This window comes from uncultured Enterovirga sp. (assembly GCF_964242715.1).
GTDB lineage: Bacteria > Pseudomonadota > Alphaproteobacteria > Rhizobiales > Beijerinckiaceae > Enterovirga.
Map to the genome: position 1 here is coordinate 140595 of NZ_CAXTAZ010000001.1, position 16894 is coordinate 157488.

The following is a 16894-nucleotide window of genomic DNA, read 5'->3' on the forward strand; positions in this document are numbered from 1 at the left end:
TGGCCGGCCACACTCACCGTCGCGTGGGACCGAAGCCGCGCCCGGCTTCAGGCCGCCGCGGACCCGGGTCCGGCCAGCGCCTCGATCTGAAGCAGAAGCTTGGCGAAATCGACGGGCTTGGCGTGGTAATCGTCGCAACCGGCCTGGAGCGCCTTCTCCTTGTCTCCGGACATGGCGTGGGCGGTGAGAGCGATGATCGGAGTGCGTGCGCCTTCGGGCGAGCCCTTGATCAGCCCGGCCGCCGTCCAGCCGTCGAGGATCGGCAGGTTCATGTCGAGGAGGACGATGTCCGGGCGCTCGGCCCTCGCCTTGTCGACGGCCTGCTGGCCATCCGTCGCCACGACCACGTCATAGCCCCGGCGTTTCAGCCGGCGGGACAGGAAATCCCAAATCTCTTCATGGTCCTCGACCAGGAGCACCCGTGTCATACCGTCCTCTTCCTTCCCGACCTGGGGGGACCGGCACGCGCTCGGGTCCTGATCGTCACGCGGCGACAACGCGGGCGAGGCGGTTCGGCTCCATCGAAGCCTGAACGGAATGGGCGAGGATCGGGGGACCATGTCGCCGCAGCCTGATCCCGACGGCCAGGTCGCCCGCGCGCTGCTCGCTTTCGTCCGAGCCGAGTTCCAGGCGCCTGTCGCGCGGCTCTCGGGCCTGCTCGACATCCTGCGCGAGGATGCGGCCGCAGCCGGGCTCGCCGACTACGATGCGGATCTCGCCCGGATGCAGGCGGCCGGCACGCGGCTCTCCGGACGGATCGACGACTTCCTGCGTCGCCCCGCGCTGACCTCCGACACCGACGAGCAGACGAGCGCGCTCCGACACGACCTCAGGACCTCCGTCGCCTCCATCCTGGGTTACGGGGAGCTGATGGCCGAGGAGGCGCGTGAGCGGGAAGATGCGGCGATCTTCGTGCCGCTCGCCGACGCGCTCGACGCTGCCGGACGTCTCCTGCGCGAGATCGACCGCATCGTCGCCTTTTCCAGCACGGCCCGGGGCGGCGGTGACCCGCGCGGCACCAGCCGCGACCTTCTCCGCACGGCCGTCGAGGCGGTGCAGCATCTGGCTCGGCACGAACCGGTGCTCGGGCCGAGCGTCGTCGGCCGGATCCTGGTCGTCGACGACAATGCGTCCATGCGGGACCTCGTGTCTCGCCGCCTGACCCGTGACGGCCACACCGTCACGACCGCGAGCAGCGGCGGCGCCGCGCTCGACATGACGGCCCAGGGCCTGTTCGACCTCATGCTGCTCGACCTCATGATGCCGGGCATCGACGGTCTCGAAGTGCTGAAACGCTGCAAGGGGAGGACCAGCACGAAGGCGATGCCGGTCATCGTGATCTCGGCGCTCGACGAACTCGACGCGGCCGTGCGCTGCATCGAGGCTGGCGCCGACGACTTCCTCTCGAAACCGCTGAACGAGACCCTGCTGCGGGCCCGGATCGGCTCGTCGCTGGATCGGAAGTTCCTGCGCGACCGCGAGGAGGATGCGGTGCGTCGCCTGAAGCTGGAGCAGGAGCGCTCCGAGCGGCTCCTCCGCAACGTCCTGCCGGCCGGCATCGTCGAGCGTTTGCGGGCCGGCGAGACCGCGGTCGCCGATCATTTCGACGAGGCAACGGTCCTGTTCTGCGACCTCGTCGGATTCACGGCCCTGTCGGCGCGGCAGAAGCCGGCCGAGACGCTCGATCTCCTGAACGAGATCTTCTCGGGTTTCGACCAGCTCGCCGAGGAGAACGGCCTCGAGAAGATCAAGACGATCGGGGATGCCTACATGGTGGCCGGCGGCATCCCGGATCCCGTGCCCGACCACGCGCGGCGCGTCGTGACCATGGCGGCCGGGATGCCGGAGGTGGTCGCGAGGGCGACGCGGGCGGATCAGCTCCGCGTCCGGATAGGCATCGACAGCGGGCCGGCGGTGGCCGGGATCATCGGCACCCAGAAATTCTTCTACGACGTCTGGGGCGACACCGTGAACACGGCGAGCCGGCTGGAAGCCTCCTGCGAACCCGGCCGGATCCACGTCTCTGCCGCGACCCGCGACGCGGTTTCGCCCGCTTTCGCCTTCGAGGAACAAGCCCCGATCGAGGTCCGGGGCAAGGGCCAGATGCAGACCTATTACCTCCTGTAGTGACGGGATGGGCGCGACCCGGGCGCTGGCCGCCCGACATGCGACCTCCTGGCGTCACACGAAGGTTTGACTTCCCGGGCTATCTCTCATGAGATTAGTTCCAGGAAGCGGACGGTAAGGAGACCTCGATGGTTCGGCTGAGCATCAACGGGCAGATGCGCGAAATCGATGTCGAGCCCGACACGCCTCTCCTGTGGGCGATTCGCGAACAGGTCGGCCTCACCGGCACGAAATATGGCTGCGGGGTCGCCCAATGCGGGGCCTGCACCGTTCACATCGACGGCGCCGCCGTGCGCTCCTGCGCCATGCCCGTCTCGGCCGTGAACGCCGACCAGAAGATCGTCACGATCGAGGGCCTGTCCCCGGACGGCTCCCACCCGCTCCAGAAGGCCTGGGTCGCGCTGGACGTGCCGCAATGCGGCTTCTGCCAGTCGGGCATGCTCATGGCCGCGGCCGCGCTGCTCGCCCAGAACCCGAAGCCGAGCGAGGCCGATATACGGACCGAGATGACCAATATTTGCCGTTGCGGCACCTACAATCGGGTGCTTGCCGGCATCAAGCTCGCTGCCGAGGGCAGCGAGCTCGGACGTGGATGAGGAGGCCCCGATGACCCAGCACGTCCCCCCCGCCGCCGCGATCGCCTCCGCGACACCCTCCCGCCGCCTTTTCCTTGCCGGCTCCGCCTCGGCAGCCGGAGCCCTGACGCTCGGCTTCCACATTCCGTTCGCGGGCGACGCCGCGGCGCAGCCGGCGACGGCGCCCGAGGTGAATGCCTGGGTGGTGGTGAAGCCCGACGATACGGTCGTGATTCGCATCGCCCGCTCCGAGATGGGCCAGGGCACGCTGACCGGCCTCGCCCAGCTCGTCGCCGAAGAGCTCGAATGCGACTGGTCGAAGGTGACGACGGAATACCCGACCCCCGGCGAGAATCTTGCCCGCAAGCGCATCTGGGGCGCGATGTCGACGGGCGGCAGCCGCGGCATCCGCGAGTCGCATCAGTATGTCCGTGAGGGCGGCGCGGCCGCGCGAGCCATGCTGGTCCAGGCGGCGGCGAATGGCTGGGGCGTGCCGGCCTCGGATTGCCGGGTCGAGAAGGGCGTCGTCACCCATTCCGGTTCCGGCCGGACCACGACCTACGGCCAGGTCGCGGCGGCGGCCGCGAAGCTCGAGCCGCCGGCGAAGCCCGCGCTCAAGGACCCGAAGGACTGGCGCATCGCCGGCAAGTCGGTCCAGCGGCTCGACACCGTCGAGAAGACGAATGGCCGGCAGGTCTATGGCATGGACCTGAAGCTTCCCGGGATGATGAACGCCGCGATCAAGGCCTCGCCCGTCTTCGGCGGAAAGCTCGTGAGTTTCGACGCCAAGGCCGTCGAGGCGATGCCGGGCGTGAAGCGCGTCGTGAAGGTCGGTGAGGACGCGGTCGCGGTCGTGGCCGACACGTGGTGGCGTGCGAAGAGCGCGCTCGAAGCCCTCCCCATCACGTGGGATTCGGGTCCGAACGCCAAGGTCTCGAGCGAGAGCATCATGGCCGTCCTCAAGGAGGGGCTGGACGCCAAGGAGGCCTATGTCGGCAACAAGGCCGGCGATGCCGGCGCGGCCATCGCCGGCGCGACGAAGCGGGTCGAGGCGGTCTACGGCTACCCGTTCCAGAACCACGCCACCATGGAGACCATGAACGCGACGGCGCTCTACACGCCGGATCGCTGCGAGGTCTGGACCCCGACGCAGAACGGCGAGGGCGCACTGGCGGCCGCCGCCGAGGCCTCGGGTCTGCCGCCGGCGAAATGCGAGGTCTACAAGATCCATCTCGGCGGCGGCTTCGGCCGGCGCGGCGCGGTGCATGACTGGGTGCACCAGGTCGTCGCGATCGCCAAGCAGATGCCGGGTACGCCCGTGAAGCTGATCTGGTCGCGCGAAGAGGACATGGTGCAGGGGCGCTACCACCCGATCACCCAATGCAAGATGGTCGGCGGCCTCGACGAGAAGGGCGATCTCGTCGGCATGACGATGCGGATTTCCGGCCAGTCGATCCTCGCCAGCGTCCTGCCCCAGAACCTGCAGAACGGGCGCGACCCTGTCACGTTCCAGGGCCTGAATCCCTCCGGGCCCGAGGCGTCGATCGGCTATTCGATCGCGAACCTCACGATCGACCACGCCATGCGCAATCCGCATGTGCCGCCGGGTTTCTGGCGGGGCGTGAACACGAACCCGAACGCGATCTACCTCGAATGCTTCATGGACGAGCTCGCGCACGCGGCCGGGCAGGATTCCCTCGCCTTCCGCCGCAAGCTGATGGCGAACCATCCGAAGCACCTGGCGGTCCTGAACGCGGTCGCGGAGCGTTCCGGCTGGGGCACGCCCACCAAGCCGGGCGTCGGCCGCGGCCTCGCCCAGATCATGGGGTTCGGCAGCTATGTGGCAGCCTGCGCCGAGGTGATGGTCAGCCCGGAGGGTAAACTCACGATCCTGCGCATCGTCGCCGCGACGGATCCGGGCCATGCGGTCAATCCGCAGCAGATCGCCGCCCAGGTCGAGGGCTCCTTCGTCTATGGCCTGTCGGCTGCCCTCTACAGCGAATGCACGGTCAAGGACGGGGCCATCGTGGAGTCGAATTTCGACACCTACCCGGTGATGCGCATGGACGAGATGCCTGCCGTCGAATCCATCCTGATGCCGTCCGGCGGCTTCTGGGGCGGGGTCGGCGAGCCGACGATCGCGGTCGCGGCCCCGGCCGTGCTCAACGCGATCTTCGCCGCCACGGGCAAGCGCGTCCGCCAAGTCCCGCTGAAGAACGCGGATCTCCGTCGAGTGTGATCCGCGCCCTCGCGACCCTCGGGCTCGTGGCGCTTTCCGGCGGGGCGGCTGCGGCAGACTTCGCGCCTGTCGCCCCTCCAGGAGCGCTCAGCTGCTCGGGCTGTCACGCCCTGCATCCTGGCCCGGCGGAGATGCTGCCCCGCATCACCGGGCGGCCGACTGCCGACATCGTAGCCGCCCTGGCCGCGTTCCGGTCCGGCGAGCGCCAGGCGACCGTGATGAACCGCATCGCGAAAGGTTTCTCGGAGGACGAGAGCCGGCAGATCGCGGTCTGGCTGGGACGGATCCGGTGACCGGGCCAACCTCCCGCCGCGCCTTCATCGCCGGCCTCGCGGCAACAGCCGCCTTTCCCCGTCCTGCTATCGCGCAGGCGCTGGCGAGGGTCGTCGTGGTCGGCGGCGGCTTCGCCGGCGCGACGGCGGCTCGGGCCCTGAGCCAGGCCGGGATCGACGTCACCCTCCTCGAGCCGAGCCGCAGCTACGTTGCCTGCCCATTCTCGAACGAGGTCATCGCGGGGCTCCGCCCCTTGGAGGCACAGGTCTTCCCGTTCGACGGCCTCGACGCTGCGGGCGTCCGGATGGTGCAGGAAGCCGCACTCGCCATCGACCCCGACGCCCGTCGGGTCAGGCTGGCCGGCGGCGGCACACTGTCCTACGACCGCCTCGTCCTCGCGCCCGGGATCGACCTCCGCTTCGACGCCATTCCGGGCTATGACGAGGCTGCGGTCGAACGGATGCCGCATGCCTGGAAGGCCGGACCACAAACGGCGCTCCTCCGCGACCAGCTCGCCGCCATGGAGGATGGTGGCCTCGTCGTCATGTCGGTGCCGGCCAACCCCTACCGCTGTCCGCCCGGCCCCTACGAACGCGCGAGCCTGATCGCCCATTACCTCAAGGTGCATAAGCCTCGCGCCAAGCTCCTCGTCCTCGACGCCAAGGACGCCTTCTCGAAGCAGCGTCTGTTCCAGCAAGGCTGGGCCGCGCTGTATCCCAACCTCGAATACGTGCCGCTCTCGGGCGGAGGCGAGGTGACCGGGGTCGATCCCGCCGACCGGGCCGTGATGACGGGCTTCGAGCTGTATCGTGCCGCCGTCGCCAATGTCATCCCGCCGCAGCGGGCCGGCCTCATCGCGGCCATCGCCGGAGTGGCGGACCGGACCGGCTGGTGCCCGGTGGACCCGGTGAGCTTCGAATCCCGCCGCGTGCCGGGCGTGCACGTTATCGGCGATGCCGCGATCGGCGGCGCCATGCCGAAATCGGCCTTCACGGCGAATGCCCAGGCCAAGCATTGCGCCGCCGCCATGCTGGCGCTCCTGACCGGGCGCGAGCCTGTCGCGACCAAGCTCATCAACACCTGCTACAGCCTCGTCGCGCCGGGCTACGGCATCTCGGTCGCGGGCGTGTACCAACCCGGTCCGGGCGGCCTCCTGGTGGATGTCGAAGGGGCGGGCGGAACGAGCCCGCTCGATGCACCCCCCGAAACCCGGGACCTCGAGGCGCGCTACGCAGAGGCTTGGTTCGGGACGATTACCCGCGAGGTGTTCGGGTGAGGCCCGGCTTCTCAGCCTGCCGCTCACCCCGGCGAAAGCCGGGGTCTAGGCGGGGGTTCTGGATCCCGGCTTGCGCCGGGATGAGCGGGGGGGCCTGGACCCTCCTGGCCCTCTTCGCCGTGGCGTCGCCGGTCCTCGCCTCGGAGCGCGCTGAGGCCGACGGGATCCCCGCCTCGCTCACGGGCGCCCCGGGGGATGCGGTCCGTGGCCGGGCCATCGTGGCCGACCGAACGCGCGGGCTCTGCCTCCTGTGCCATGTGGGTCCGATCCCGGAGGAGCGGTTTCAGGGCAATCTGGCACCCGACCTCGCCGGCGCAGGCGACCGCTGGACGCCGCCACAGCTCCGGCTCCGGATCGCCGATGCGCGCCAGCTCAATCCGGACACGATCATGCCGTCCTATCGCCGGACGGAAGGGCTGACCCGCGTCGGCGCGGCCTGGCGTGGACGCCAGATCCTCTCCGACGCGGAGATCGAGGACGTTGTGGCCTATCTGGCCGGATTGCGGGCACCATGAGGGACATGCAGGCAAGTTTCACCCGCCGCTCGGCGCTGGCATTGACCGGCGGCGCCCTGATGGCATCAACCCGGTCGGTTCAGGCCACCCCGGAGACGCGCGACGCTGCGATCCGCGACTTCGCGGGCGAGGCCGCGATCCGGACCGGCCGCGTGCTGGTCGACGTCCCGGCGCTCGTCGAGAACGGAAACGCAGCATCGCTGACCGTCACGGTCGAGAGCCCGATGACGGAGGCGGACCATGTGCGTCGGATCGCCGTGTTCAACGAAACCAATCCCCAGCCGAACGTGGTCACGGTCGTGCTCGGCCCGCTTTCCGGCCGGGCCCGCCTGTCGACCCGCATCAGGCTCGCGGGTTCGCAACGCATCACCGCCGTCGCCGAGATGAGCGACGGCACCTTCTGGCTCGGGGGCGCCGACGTGATCGTGACGCTGGCCGCCTGCGTCGAAAGCTGAGCCATGGCCCGCGCCCTCATCAACGTGCCGAAGACCGCGAAGCGCGGCGAGGTGATCGAGATCCGCACCCTGATCTCGCATCCGATGGAGACGGGCTACCGGCCCGGCCCGAACGGCCGCCTTCTGCCCCGCAACATCGTCACGAGCTTCACCTGTCGCTTCAACGAAACCGAGGTGTTCCGGACCGAGCTTCATCCGGCCCTGTCGGCAAACCCTTATCTCGTCTTCTCGATGCGGGCCGAGGCGAGCGGGGTTCTCACGATGACCTGGACGGGGGACGAGGGTTTCAGTCAGACCGAGACGGCTACGATCGAGGTGACGTGACGAGCGAAAGCCGGACCGCCTGTCTGCTCCCCCACAGGAGGAGGGGGACCGCCCGAAAGGCGGTGGAGGAGGCCGGCACCGCCGCGATGGGGCCGCCCCCTCCACCAGGCTTCGCCTGGTCCCCCTCCCCTCGCGGGGGACGAGACACGAGCCCTGCTGCCCCGCATCGGACGTCCGCCGAGCGTGTCCGCGCGCTCACGACGATCTTCGCTCTTCTCCTGGCCTCGTGGCCTGCCCTCGCGGCCGATATCGCGGCGACCGAGCGCCGCTCCGACACGGGACTCCTCGCGCCGGAGACCCGGGCCATGCAGGACGACGATACCGCCAACCCCGGCATGCTGACCGTGCTGGATGGCGCAGAAGCCTGGTCGCGCGCGCCCGGGCCGAATGTCCCGGCCTGTTCCGGCTGCCACGGCGACGCCCCGGCGAGCATGAGCGGGGTTGCGGCCCGCTATCCGGCCTGGAGCCGGGACGCAGGTGGGCCGGTCGATGTCGCCGGCCAGGTCAATCTCTGCCGCGAGCGGCGTCAGAACGCGACGCCGCTCGCATCCGACAGCCCGGAGCTCCTGGCCCTGACGGGCTACGTCGCCCACCAATCGCGCGGGCTGCCGATCTCCCCCCCTGAAGACCCGCGGCTGGAACCCGCCCGCGAGCGCGGCCGGGCCTTGTTCGGGCGGCGAATGGGCCAGCTCGACCTGGCCTGCGCCCAATGCCACGACGACCAATGGGGCCGCCGCCTCTCGGGCGCCACGATCCCGCAGGCCCATCCGACCGGATACCCGATCTACCGCCTCGAATGGCAGGCGGTCGGATCGCTCCAGCGCCGCCTTCGCGGCTGCCTCACCGGGATCCGGGCCGAGCCGTTCCCGGCCGGTGCGCCCGAATATGTCGAGCTGGAACTGTTCCTGATGTCCCGCGCCCGCGGTCTTCCGATCGAAACGCCCGCCGTTCGGCCCTGACGCGACCAGCTCGGCCCGTCTGCCCTCACGCGACGGACGAGGCCTCCTGCGCGAACAGGCCGCGAAGGGCGACGATCAGCGGCTTCATGTGGAAATTCTCGGCCGGCGCAATGGCCACCGTCCAGCCCTCGGCCTGCACGGCCTCGGCGCAGACGGGGCCGATGGCCGCGATCCGGGCCCGGGCCATGGCCCGGTCCAGCACCTCGCCGAGAGCATGCTGCTCCGCAACCTCCCGCAGGCGGCGGACCTGGGGCCGGGAGGTGAAGGCGACAAGGTCGATGCCGCCCTCCGCCATGCTGCGGATCACGCCCGCGACGCGGCTGTCCTCCTCGTCCGAGGCGTAGCGATACGGCACGACGCGGTCGACGAGAGCGCCGCGGCTCGCGAGAAAGTCGTCGAAAGCGGCATCCTGTCCAGGATAGGCCTGAAGCCCGATCCGCCGGCTTGAAAGGTCGAGCGCGGACAAGGTCTGGACGAGGCCGTCCGTGGTGGGCGCTTCCGCCGTGATCTCCGCCTCGATCCCGAGATGGCGAAGCGCCCTGACCGGTTTCGGCCCGCGCACGACGATCCGGATGCGGCCGAGGGCCAAGACCGTCTCGGCCGCGATGCCGGCCCGTTCGGCGACGGACATGAGACGTCGAACCCCCTCGCCCGTGTAGAGGACGAGATCGTCGAAGCCGCCTGCCACGAGGCGCCGAAGCCAGGCCTCGATCGGAGCCGGATCGCGCGCGTCCAGGATTGTGACCAGCGGACACCGGATCGTGGTCGCCCCCTGCCGTTCCAGCATGCCGGCGAAGAGGTCCAGTTCCCGGCTTTCCGGCACCATCACCCGCCTGCCTTCGAGACCGCCCGCCATGCCGTCGCTCCCTGGTTGCCCAGCGGAGCATAGCTCATGCCGGCGCGCGTCGCCTCAGCTGACCTTCTTCGCCCCGGGAGAATCAACCTCGCCTTCGTCCGTGCGGATGAAGCTGAAGGTGCCATCGCCCTCGAGCTTGGCCGAGCGGACCTCGGCTACGGCCTGGATGCCATGCTGGCGCATCTGGCTCGTCAGTTCGTCGAAGGTGATCAACTCGCGCTGCATGTTGCGGCGCTGGAGCCGGCCGTTCTCGATCAGGGGAAGAGGTTTCGCCGCGGTCAGTTGCGCGAGAGCCGGGACGTGGAACGACACCCAGTTCACGGCGAAGCTCCAGAACAGGATCACGGCGACCGAAAGCCCCGCCTCCACGACGGATTTCGCTTCGCCGATCAGCGCCGATTGCGACACCTCCGAGACCAGCACGATGACCATCAGGTCCGCCACGCCGATCTGGCCGGTATTGCGCCTGAGGAGGAAGCGCAATCCCAGGAACAGGATCAGATACATGACGGTGCCACGGATCACGATCTCGACCAAAGGCGAGGTCGGGACGAAGATCGCGGCCCAATCGATGGAAAGGCTCATAGGCCGTTCGCCAGCGTCACGGCGACGAACCGGGCAGCATGCGGGCCGGGCCTGATCCTCGGATCATCCCGGTCACCCTCGCTGTCACTCGATCGAGACTGCGACGAACCGAACCTCGCCCTGGGCATTCGCGACCAGCAGCAGAGCGGATTTGCGTCCGTCCTTCTTCAAAGCCTCGACGCGGCGCGTCACGTCGGCCGGCGTCGCGACGCCTTCCTGGCCGACCTCAACGATCACCTCGCCAGGCTGGATGCGCTTGTCGGCGGCCGAGGAATTCGGATCCACCCGCGTCACGACCACACCCTTGACGGTGTCCTTGATGCCGTAGCGCTTGCGCAGGTCTTCCGAGACGCCCGAAAGCTCGAGCCCGAGAGCCCGGCGCATGGCCGACGGCGGCTCGGCCACCGGCGCAGCCGAGGCCTGCTGCGCCTTCTCGCCATCCTCGAGCCGCCCCAGCGTGACCGACTTGATAAGCTCCTGCGACTTGCGAACGATCGCGACGTCGACGGCTTTTCCGACCGGCGTGGACGCGACGATACGGGGAAGGTCGCGCGATTCCTTCACGTCGCGGCCGTCGAAGCGGATGATCACGTCGCCGACCTCGATCCCGGCAGGCTTCGAAGGCCCCTTCTCGTCGACCCCTGCAACGAGAGCGCCCCGGGCCGAGCCGATCCCGAGGGCTTCGGCCGTCGCGTCGTCGACATTCTGGATGCGGACACCGAGCCACCCCCGGCGCGTCTCGCCGAACTCGCGAAGCTGCCCGATGACGGGAGCCGCATTCGCGGCCGGCACGGCGAACCCGATGCCGACCGAACCGCCGGTCGGCGACAGGATGGCGGTGTTGATGCCGATCACCTCGCCCTTCATGTTGAACAGGGGACCGCCCGAATTGCCCTTGTTGATGGCGGCGTCCGTCTGGATGTAGTTGTCGTAGGGTCCGGATTCGATGTTGCGGCCCCGCGCCGACACGATCCCGGCCGAGACCGATCCGCCGAGCCCGAACGGGTTGCCGATCGCCATCACCCAGTCGCCCGGCCGCATAGCCTCGGAATCGCCGAAGGGCACGAAGGGCAACGGCTTCTCGGATTTCACCCGAAGCACGGCGAGGTCGATCTTGGCATCCTTGCCGACGATCTCGGCCTTCAGCCGCGTGCCGTCCGAGAAGATAACCTGGATGTCGTTCGCGTCGCCGATGACGTGCGCATTGGTGACCACGATTCCGGACGCGTCGATGACGAAACCCGAACCGAGCGAATTGGAACGGCGCTGCGAACGCGGAGCGTCCTCACGGTTGGGACCGGCACCCGGGCCTGGACCTGGGCCTGGGCCCTGCCCTTGGCCGCGTCGACGGAAGAATTCCTCGAACAGATCCTCGAAGGGCGTACCGGGCGGGGTGCCAGGCGGAGTACCGGGCTGCGGGCCGGCGCGCGGGCCCGTACGCCCCTCAACTGTGGTCGAGGCAGAGATGTTGACAACGGCCGGAGTCACCTGGGCCGCGAGGTCGGCCAGCGAATCCGGGCCCCTCGCTGCCGCCATGTCCGGCCGGATGATCGACGCGCCGAGGACGAGGCCCACGACGAGCGCCCGGCCGTAGCGCCGGATCGGCCGCGAGACCGCTGTGGGGAAGGACTTCGTCGTCATCATGTGACCTCGCCGATCCTGAACCCGGAGGCACGCCGCGCCTCCGTCCGTCTGCTGCCCGATTTGGTCATGAAGCGAGGCGCCGCGCCGCCCAGACCACGCCGACGCCGATCACGGCAGACGCCACGCCGGCGAGGCGCATCCGATCCCGCGGCGACGCCGAGGCGTCGAGCAGGATTCGCTTCATCCCATCCGGGAAGGATGCAAACAGCAGGCCCTCGATAGCAAGAGCGAGACCGAGGGCTGCGACAAGGTCCCTCATCCCGTCAGGGTCGGGGCGCGGCGTCCGGCGTTCCGGCAGCAGCATTGGCCGGAGGAGCGGCTCCCGCGCCGTTATCCTCACCCGGCCGTCCGGAGGGCCGCTTGAAGTAGCGGAAGAACTCCGAATTCGGAGAAAGGACCATCCGGGTGTCGCCCGGCTTCATCCCCGCCTCATAGGCCTGCATGGACCGGTAGAAGCCGAAGAAATCCTGATCCCGACCGAAGGCCTCGGCCAGAACGCGGTTCTTCTCGGCCTCGCCGGCGCCGCGAAGCTCGTCCGCCCGACGGGTCGCCTCGGCGACGATCCCGGTCACGTCGCGGTCTGCCCGCGCCCGAATCCCCTGCGCCTGCTGGTTGCCTTGGGCGCGGAGGTCGGTCGCCTCGCGCTGGCGTTCGGTCTGCATGCGCTGGAAGACGGCCTGGCTGTTCTGTTCGGGCAGATCGACCCGGCGCAGCCGCACATCGACGATTTCGACGCCGATGCCGCGCGCCGCGACGTTCACGCGCTCCTTGATCTGGCGCATCAGCGCCTCACGATCGGTCCGAACCACGTTCGCGAAAGTCGCGTCGCCGAGCACGCTCCGGACCGTCGAAGACACGATCGAGCCGAGGCGGTTGTTGGCGCCGACGATCGAGTTCACCGTCTGGAAGAAGAGAAGCGGATCGAGGATGCGGTAGCGCGCGAAGGCGTCCACCACGAGCCGCTTCTGGTCGGAGGCGATTACCTCTTGGGCAGGCAGGTCCAGGTCGAGGACGCGCCGGTCCAGATAGAGCACGTTCTCGACCAGCGGCACCTTAAAATAGAGCCCAGGCGTATTCGCAACCTTTCGAACGGCGCCGAAGCGCAGCACGAGCGCCTGCTGGCGCTGCTCGACGATGAAGGTCGCCGACAGCAGGATCACGACAACGACGGCGAGCGCTGCCAGGAGTGCGGTGCGGATCGTGGTGCTCATCGGGCCGCTCCCGTCGCAGGCGCGGCTGGACGACGTCCGAGCTCGCCGAGAGGAAGATACGGCACGGCGCCCCCGGGCTGATCCAACAGGATCTTGTCGGTCCCGCCCAGCACGCGCTCCATCGTCTCGAGGAACATCCTCTCGCGCGTCACCTCCGGGGCCTTCCTGTATTCCTCGTAAACCTGGCTGAAGCGCGAGGCGGCACCCTTCGCTTCCGCGATCGAGCGGTCCTTATAAGCTTCGGCGCCCTGCGTGATGCGGATCGCCTCGCCTCGCGCTTCCGGGAGGACACGGCTCGAATAGGTCTCGGCTTCGTTCCGCACGCGGTCCTGGTCCTGACGGGCGGCCTGCACGTCGCGAAAGGCGTCGATGACCTGCTGGGGCGGATCGACTCGCTGCAGGTTAACCCGCAGGATCTCGATACCGGCGCCGTAGGTGTTCAGCGTCTCCTGAGTCAGTTGCTGCACCTCGGCCTCGATCGCGGCCCGATCAGTGGTGAGGATCGACTGGATATTGCGGCGACCGATCACCTCGCGCATGCCGCTTTCGGCGACGACCCGGACGGTGCCTTCGGGATTCTGCAGGTTGAAGACGAAATCCGTGACCTTGTTCGGATCGACCTGCCATTGCAGCGTGAAATCGATGTCGACGATGTTCTCGTCGCCCGTGAGCATGAGGCTCTCGGAATCGGTCGGCCGGGGCGCCCGGCGGCCCGGCTCGACCGAACGAAGGCCGATCTCGATCGTCCGGTTCTGGGTTACGAGAGGCTTTTCCACGGACCCGATCGGATAGGGGAAGTTGTAGCGCAGCCCGTTGGCCGAGCTCGACACGTAACGACCGAAGATCAGGTTCAGGCCGATCTCGTTCGGCCGGACGGTGTAGAAGCCGGTCGCAAGCCAGATCGCGACGGCAGCCAGCGCAAGAAGAGCGATCCCGCGGCCCCCGAGCTGGCCGGCTCCGCCGCCACCCGGGATCAGGCCCCGAAGCCGGTCCTGACCGCGCCGAATGATGTCCTCGAGATCCGGTGGCTTGTTGCCGCCGCCGCCGCTGGGACCTGGTCCCCACGGCCCACCGCCGCCCGGTCCGCGTTGCCCCCAAGGCCCGCCACCGCCATTGCCGCCGCTTCCGCCGCCGCCGGTCTGATTACTCCAAGGCATTCTGGCTTTCGGTCCCCGTCAGCGGCCACTTGGTCGCCTGCGAGGGCAGGCCGGGCGCTTGTTGTCATCGACTAAGTTGGTGTCAAGCTCGGCAGGTGGGGTGGGCGAGGACGCAAGTCAACGGCTGCGACACCGCGCAGGGGTCTCAGCGGCGGACGAGGTCGATGAACGTGAAGGCATGTTCGTCAGCCTCGCCAGCCTCGTGGCGTTCCCGGAAGGTCTCCCTGAAGCTGCCGGCATCGTAGGCCGGAAACAGCACGTCTCCGGGCGTCTCGTCATGGACCCGGGTGAGATGGAGCCGATCGGTCTCGGGCAGAGCAAGCCGGTAGATCTCGGCCCCGCCCACGACCGCGATCTCCTCCGAGCCCATGCCTGCGGCAAGGCGGGAGGCAAGCGCCTTCGCTTCTTCCCAGCTCGACGCGACATGGGCGCCCATTGGCGAGACACCCCGGCTCCGCGTCATCAGCACCGTCTCCCGACCCGGAAGCGGACGACCGATCGCGTCCCAGCAACGTCGGCCCATGATCATCGGCTTGCCCCAGGTCAGGTCGCGGAACCGGCGGAGATCGGTCCGAAGCCGCCACGGCAAGGCGTTGTCCCGGCCGATCACCCCGTTCTCGGCGAGCGCGACGACGATCGCGAGCGGGACGGCAGCCGTCATGCCTCCTCTCCGGCGAGGCGGCTGAGCGCCTCGCCGCCGAGCCGGTGAGTGGTCCATCCCGACATCGGCTCGGCGCCGAGCGAGGTGTAGAACCGCAGGGCGGGCTCGTTCCAGTTCAACACCGACCATTCGAGACGGGGCAGCCCCTCCGCCTCGCAGCGCCGGGCGAGGCCGACCAGAAGCGCGCGCCCGATGCCTCGACCGCGATAGGCCGGCCGCACGAAAAGGTCCTCGAGATAGAGGCCGTGCCGACCCCGGAAGGTCGAGAAGCTGCGAAACCAGAGCGCGAAGCCCACGGCCGCACCGTCCACTTCGGCCAGATCGCAGAAGACGCGGGCCTCGGGGCCGAAGAGCGCCGCCTCCAGCATCGCCTCGGTGGCGTCGACCTCATGGGCGAGCCGCTCGTATTCCGCGAGTTCGCGGACGAGGGACAGGACGAGCGCGCCCTCCCCCGGCGATGCCGGACGAATCGATACGTCTTCGCGGGAGGTCATACGGCCACCGGCGCCCGGATCGCGGGAGCCGGGTCGTAGCCTTCGACGACGACATCCTCGAAGCGGAAATCGAGGACGGAGCGGATCGCCGGGTTGAGGCGAAGGGTCGGGAGTGCCCGCGGCTCGCGCTGGAGCTGCAGCCGGGCCTGGTCGAGGTGGTTTCGGTAGAGGTGCAGATCCCCAAAACTGTGGACGAAATCGCCCGGCTCGAGCCCGGTCGCCTGCGCCATCATGTGCGTGAGGAGGGCGTAAGACGCAATGTTGAACGGAACTCCGAGGAAGGCATCCCCAGAGCGTTGATATAACTGGCAGGAGAGCCGGCCCTCGGCCACGTAGAACTGGAACAGGCAGTGGCAGGGCGCGAGCGCCATCTGGTCGAGATCGGCCGGATTCCAGGCCGAGACGACGAGGCGGCGCGAATCGGGGTTGCGGCGGATCTCGTCCTGCACCCAGGCGATCTGGTCGATGACGCGCCCGTCCGGCGCCTGCCAAGAGCGCCATTGCCGGCCATAGACAGGGCCGAGGTCGCCATCCTCGTCCGCCCATTCGTCCCAGATCGTGACGCCATGTTCGCGCAGATAGCCGACATGCGTCGAACCGCTCAGAAACCAGATGAGCTCATGCACGATCGACTTCAGGTGGACGCGTTTCGTGGTCGCGAGCGGAAAGCCTTGGGTCAGGTCGAAGCGCATCTGGTGACCGAAGACCGAGAGCGTGCCGGTCCCGGTCCGGTCGGATTTGGCGACGCCCTCGTCCAGAAGCCGGTGCAGGAGATCGTGATAGGCGCGCATGGGTTCCTCCGCGCCGCTGTCCTACACCGGCTTCGGCCGCGTTCGAAGCCGGCGTGGCGCGCTGTCCCGCCCTTCCGTTGTGGCGAGCCCGCTCCTATAGTCTCCGGTCTGGCGAGCTTCGTCACATCGATGCTCACCCGCCCCGTTTGAATCGCTCCAGGCCCCTATGACGACGGACCTCATCCGATACGACCTTCTGGTGCAGGACGCGCTCCGCGGAGTGGTCCGGCGGGTCCTCACGGACGCAACCCGCGACGGATTGCCGGGCGAACATCATTTCTACGTGTCGTTCCGGACCGACAAGGCCGGCGTGCGTATCTCGGCCCGTCTTCGCGAGCGCTACCCGCAGGACATGACGATCGTGCTGCAGCACCAGTTCGACGACCTCATCGTCCAGGATCATGCCTTCGAGGTCGGGCTCTCCTTCTCGGGAGTGTCCGAGCGGCTGCGCGTGCCTTTCGACGCGCTGACCGGGTTTTTCGACCCGTCCGTGCAGTTCGGCTTGAAATTCGAGGCGGAGGAGGCGGAAGCCGCAGCGGAGGACCCCGCATCCGGGCCGCACGAGCCCCTGCAGGTTCCGGCCCTCGCGACAATCGGCGTTCGAAAGGCGGGGGCCGAATCGGACGGGAAACCGGCACCGAAAGCCGCCAAGAAGCCGAGACGGGTTCCGGACGCCGCGAGCACCGAGGAACCCGCTGGCAGCGGCGAGGTCGTCAGCCTCGACGCCTTCCGCAAGAAGAGCTGAGCGCGGC

Annotated in this window: 20 protein-coding genes; 10 read left to right on the forward strand and 10 right to left on the reverse strand. The window is 68.8% G+C overall.

Annotated features, from left to right (window positions below):
• Positions 1-47: 47 nt before the first annotated feature.
• Positions 48-428 carry a response regulator gene (locus ACFE87_RS00705; RefSeq protein WP_375457668.1) on the reverse strand — a complete coding sequence of 127 codons (381 nt, stop codon included), beginning with the start codon at positions 426-428 and terminating at the stop codon, positions 48-50.
• A gap of 130 nt (positions 429-558) precedes the next feature.
• On the opposite strand from ACFE87_RS00705, the gene ACFE87_RS00710 reads away from it, so the two are divergent.
• From ACFE87_RS00710 to soxA, 9 genes are all read left to right on the forward strand, one after another.
• A complete protein-coding gene (locus tag ACFE87_RS00710; RefSeq protein ID WP_375457669.1) occupies positions 559-2127 on the forward strand; it encodes an adenylate/guanylate cyclase domain-containing protein in 1569 nt (522 codons plus the stop codon).
• Positions 2128-2255: 128 nt separating this feature from the next.
• On the forward strand, positions 2256-2723 hold the full coding sequence (locus ACFE87_RS00715; RefSeq protein WP_375457670.1) for a (2Fe-2S)-binding protein: 468 nt from the start codon (positions 2256-2258) through the stop codon (positions 2721-2723).
• A 10-nt stretch (positions 2724-2733) separates the two neighbouring features.
• The gene (locus ACFE87_RS00720) at positions 2734-4941 is read left to right on the forward strand and encodes a molybdopterin cofactor-binding domain-containing protein (protein ID WP_375457671.1); all 2208 of its coding nucleotides are present in this window, start codon (positions 2734-2736) and stop codon (positions 4939-4941) included.
• Positions 4938-5234: a c-type cytochrome gene (locus ACFE87_RS00725; RefSeq protein WP_375457672.1), complete on the forward strand. Its 297-nt coding sequence runs from the start codon at positions 4938-4940 to the stop codon at positions 5232-5234. The genes ACFE87_RS00720 and ACFE87_RS00725 overlap by 4 nt, the downstream gene beginning before the upstream one ends.
• Complete coding sequence (locus ACFE87_RS00730; RefSeq protein ID WP_375457673.1) at positions 5231-6490, forward strand: FAD-dependent oxidoreductase; 1260 nt, start codon at positions 5231-5233, stop codon at positions 6488-6490. The genes ACFE87_RS00725 and ACFE87_RS00730 overlap by 4 nt, the downstream gene beginning before the upstream one ends.
• Before the next feature lie 80 nt (positions 6491-6570).
• Complete coding sequence (soxX, locus tag ACFE87_RS00735) at positions 6571-7005, forward strand: sulfur oxidation c-type cytochrome SoxX (RefSeq protein WP_375457674.1); 435 nt, start codon at positions 6571-6573, stop codon at positions 7003-7005.
• A 5-nt stretch (positions 7006-7010) separates the two neighbouring features.
• Positions 7011-7460, forward strand: coding sequence for a SoxY-related AACIE arm protein (locus tag ACFE87_RS00740; protein ID WP_375457675.1), 450 nt, complete (start codon positions 7011-7013; stop codon positions 7458-7460).
• A gap of 3 nt (positions 7461-7463) precedes the next feature.
• Positions 7464-7784: a thiosulfate oxidation carrier complex protein SoxZ gene (gene soxZ / locus ACFE87_RS00745; protein WP_375457676.1), complete on the forward strand. Its 321-nt coding sequence runs from the start codon at positions 7464-7466 to the stop codon at positions 7782-7784.
• A gap of 86 nt (positions 7785-7870) precedes the next feature.
• Positions 7871-8743, forward strand: a complete 873-nt coding sequence (gene soxA / locus ACFE87_RS00750) for a sulfur oxidation c-type cytochrome SoxA (protein WP_375457677.1) — start codon at positions 7871-7873, stop codon at positions 8741-8743.
• Between the two features lie 25 nt (positions 8744-8768).
• Here the strand turns inward: soxA and ACFE87_RS00755 are convergent, their stop codons facing one another.
• From ACFE87_RS00755 to ACFE87_RS00795, 9 genes are all read right to left on the reverse strand, one after another.
• Positions 8769-9599, reverse strand: coding sequence for a uroporphyrinogen-III synthase (locus tag ACFE87_RS00755; RefSeq protein ID WP_375457678.1), 831 nt, complete (start codon positions 9597-9599; stop codon positions 8769-8771).
• A gap of 54 nt (positions 9600-9653) precedes the next feature.
• A complete protein-coding gene (locus ACFE87_RS00760) occupies positions 9654-10184 on the reverse strand; it encodes a DUF421 domain-containing protein (protein WP_375457679.1) in 531 nt (176 codons plus the stop codon).
• An 84-nt stretch (positions 10185-10268) separates the two neighbouring features.
• On the reverse strand, positions 10269-11828 hold the full coding sequence (locus ACFE87_RS00765) for a Do family serine endopeptidase (RefSeq protein WP_375457680.1): 1560 nt from the start codon (positions 11826-11828) through the stop codon (positions 10269-10271).
• A 64-nt stretch (positions 11829-11892) separates the two neighbouring features.
• Complete coding sequence (locus ACFE87_RS00770; RefSeq protein WP_375457681.1) at positions 11893-12087, reverse strand: DUF2065 domain-containing protein; 195 nt, start codon at positions 12085-12087, stop codon at positions 11893-11895.
• Positions 12088-12091: 4 nt separating this feature from the next.
• Positions 12092-13039 carry a protease modulator HflC gene (gene hflC, locus ACFE87_RS00775; RefSeq protein WP_375457682.1) on the reverse strand — a complete coding sequence of 316 codons (948 nt, stop codon included), beginning with the start codon at positions 13037-13039 and terminating at the stop codon, positions 12092-12094.
• Positions 13036-14196, reverse strand: a complete 1161-nt coding sequence (gene hflK, locus ACFE87_RS00780; protein ID WP_375457683.1) for an FtsH protease activity modulator HflK — start codon at positions 14194-14196, stop codon at positions 13036-13038. The genes hflC and hflK overlap by 4 nt, the downstream gene beginning before the upstream one ends.
• A gap of 145 nt (positions 14197-14341) precedes the next feature.
• A complete protein-coding gene (locus ACFE87_RS00785; protein ID WP_375457684.1) occupies positions 14342-14857 on the reverse strand; it encodes a dihydrofolate reductase in 516 nt (171 codons plus the stop codon).
• On the reverse strand, positions 14854-15351 hold the full coding sequence (locus ACFE87_RS00790) for a GNAT family N-acetyltransferase (protein ID WP_375457685.1): 498 nt from the start codon (positions 15349-15351) through the stop codon (positions 14854-14856). Before ACFE87_RS00790 ends, ACFE87_RS00785 begins: the two co-directional genes overlap by 4 nt.
• Positions 15348-16142 (reverse strand): thymidylate synthase, encoded by a 795-nt coding sequence (locus ACFE87_RS00795; protein WP_375457686.1) that lies wholly within the window; start codon positions 16140-16142, stop codon positions 15348-15350. The genes ACFE87_RS00790 and ACFE87_RS00795 overlap by 4 nt, the downstream gene beginning before the upstream one ends.
• A 166-nt stretch (positions 16143-16308) precedes the next feature.
• Here ACFE87_RS00795 and ACFE87_RS00800 point away from each other — a divergent pair, with 166 nt between their 5' ends.
• The gene (locus tag ACFE87_RS00800) at positions 16309-16887 is read left to right on the forward strand and encodes an SspB family protein (protein ID WP_375457687.1); all 579 of its coding nucleotides are present in this window, start codon (positions 16309-16311) and stop codon (positions 16885-16887) included.
• Positions 16888-16894: the final 7 nt, after the last annotated feature.

Excerpts from the sequence above, each read along its gene's own strand:
- soxA (WP_375457677.1), top strand. The coding sequence starts at position 7,871 with ATGGGGCCGCCCCCTCCACCAGGCTTCGCCTGGTCCCCCTCCCCTCGC.
- ACFE87_RS00795 (WP_375457686.1), bottom strand. The coding sequence starts at position 16,142 with ATGCGCGCCTATCACGATCTCCTGCACCGGCTTCTGGACGAGGGCGTC.
- ACFE87_RS00705 (WP_375457668.1), bottom strand. The coding sequence starts at position 428 with ATGACACGGGTGCTCCTGGTCGAGGACCATGAAGAGATTTGGGATTTC.
- ACFE87_RS00790 (WP_375457685.1), bottom strand. The coding sequence starts at position 15,351 with ATGACCTCCCGCGAAGACGTATCGATTCGTCCGGCATCGCCGGGGGAG.
- ACFE87_RS00740 (WP_375457675.1), top strand. The coding sequence starts at position 7,011 with ATGCAGGCAAGTTTCACCCGCCGCTCGGCGCTGGCATTGACCGGCGGC.
- ACFE87_RS00800 (WP_375457687.1), top strand. The coding sequence starts at position 16,309 with ATGACGACGGACCTCATCCGATACGACCTTCTGGTGCAGGACGCGCTC.
- hflC (WP_375457682.1), bottom strand. The coding sequence starts at position 13,039 with ATGAGCACCACGATCCGCACCGCACTCCTGGCAGCGCTCGCCGTCGTT.
- ACFE87_RS00715 (WP_375457670.1), top strand. The coding sequence starts at position 2,256 with ATGGTTCGGCTGAGCATCAACGGGCAGATGCGCGAAATCGATGTCGAG.
- ACFE87_RS00770 (WP_375457681.1), bottom strand. The coding sequence starts at position 12,087 with ATGAGGGACCTTGTCGCAGCCCTCGGTCTCGCTCTTGCTATCGAGGGC.
- ACFE87_RS00765 (WP_375457680.1), bottom strand. The coding sequence starts at position 11,828 with ATGATGACGACGAAGTCCTTCCCCACAGCGGTCTCGCGGCCGATCCGG.
- soxX (WP_375457674.1), top strand. The coding sequence starts at position 6,571 with ATGAGCGGGGGGGCCTGGACCCTCCTGGCCCTCTTCGCCGTGGCGTCG.
- hflK (WP_375457683.1), bottom strand. The coding sequence starts at position 14,196 with ATGCCTTGGAGTAATCAGACCGGCGGCGGCGGAAGCGGCGGCAATGGC.
- soxZ (WP_375457676.1), top strand. The coding sequence starts at position 7,464 with ATGGCCCGCGCCCTCATCAACGTGCCGAAGACCGCGAAGCGCGGCGAG.
- ACFE87_RS00755 (WP_375457678.1), bottom strand. The coding sequence starts at position 9,599 with ATGGCGGGCGGTCTCGAAGGCAGGCGGGTGATGGTGCCGGAAAGCCGG.
- ACFE87_RS00720 (WP_375457671.1), top strand. The coding sequence starts at position 2,734 with ATGACCCAGCACGTCCCCCCCGCCGCCGCGATCGCCTCCGCGACACCC.
- ACFE87_RS00710 (WP_375457669.1), top strand. The coding sequence starts at position 559 with ATGTCGCCGCAGCCTGATCCCGACGGCCAGGTCGCCCGCGCGCTGCTC.
- ACFE87_RS00785 (WP_375457684.1), bottom strand. The coding sequence starts at position 14,857 with ATGACGGCTGCCGTCCCGCTCGCGATCGTCGTCGCGCTCGCCGAGAAC.
- ACFE87_RS00760 (WP_375457679.1), bottom strand. The coding sequence starts at position 10,184 with ATGAGCCTTTCCATCGATTGGGCCGCGATCTTCGTCCCGACCTCGCCT.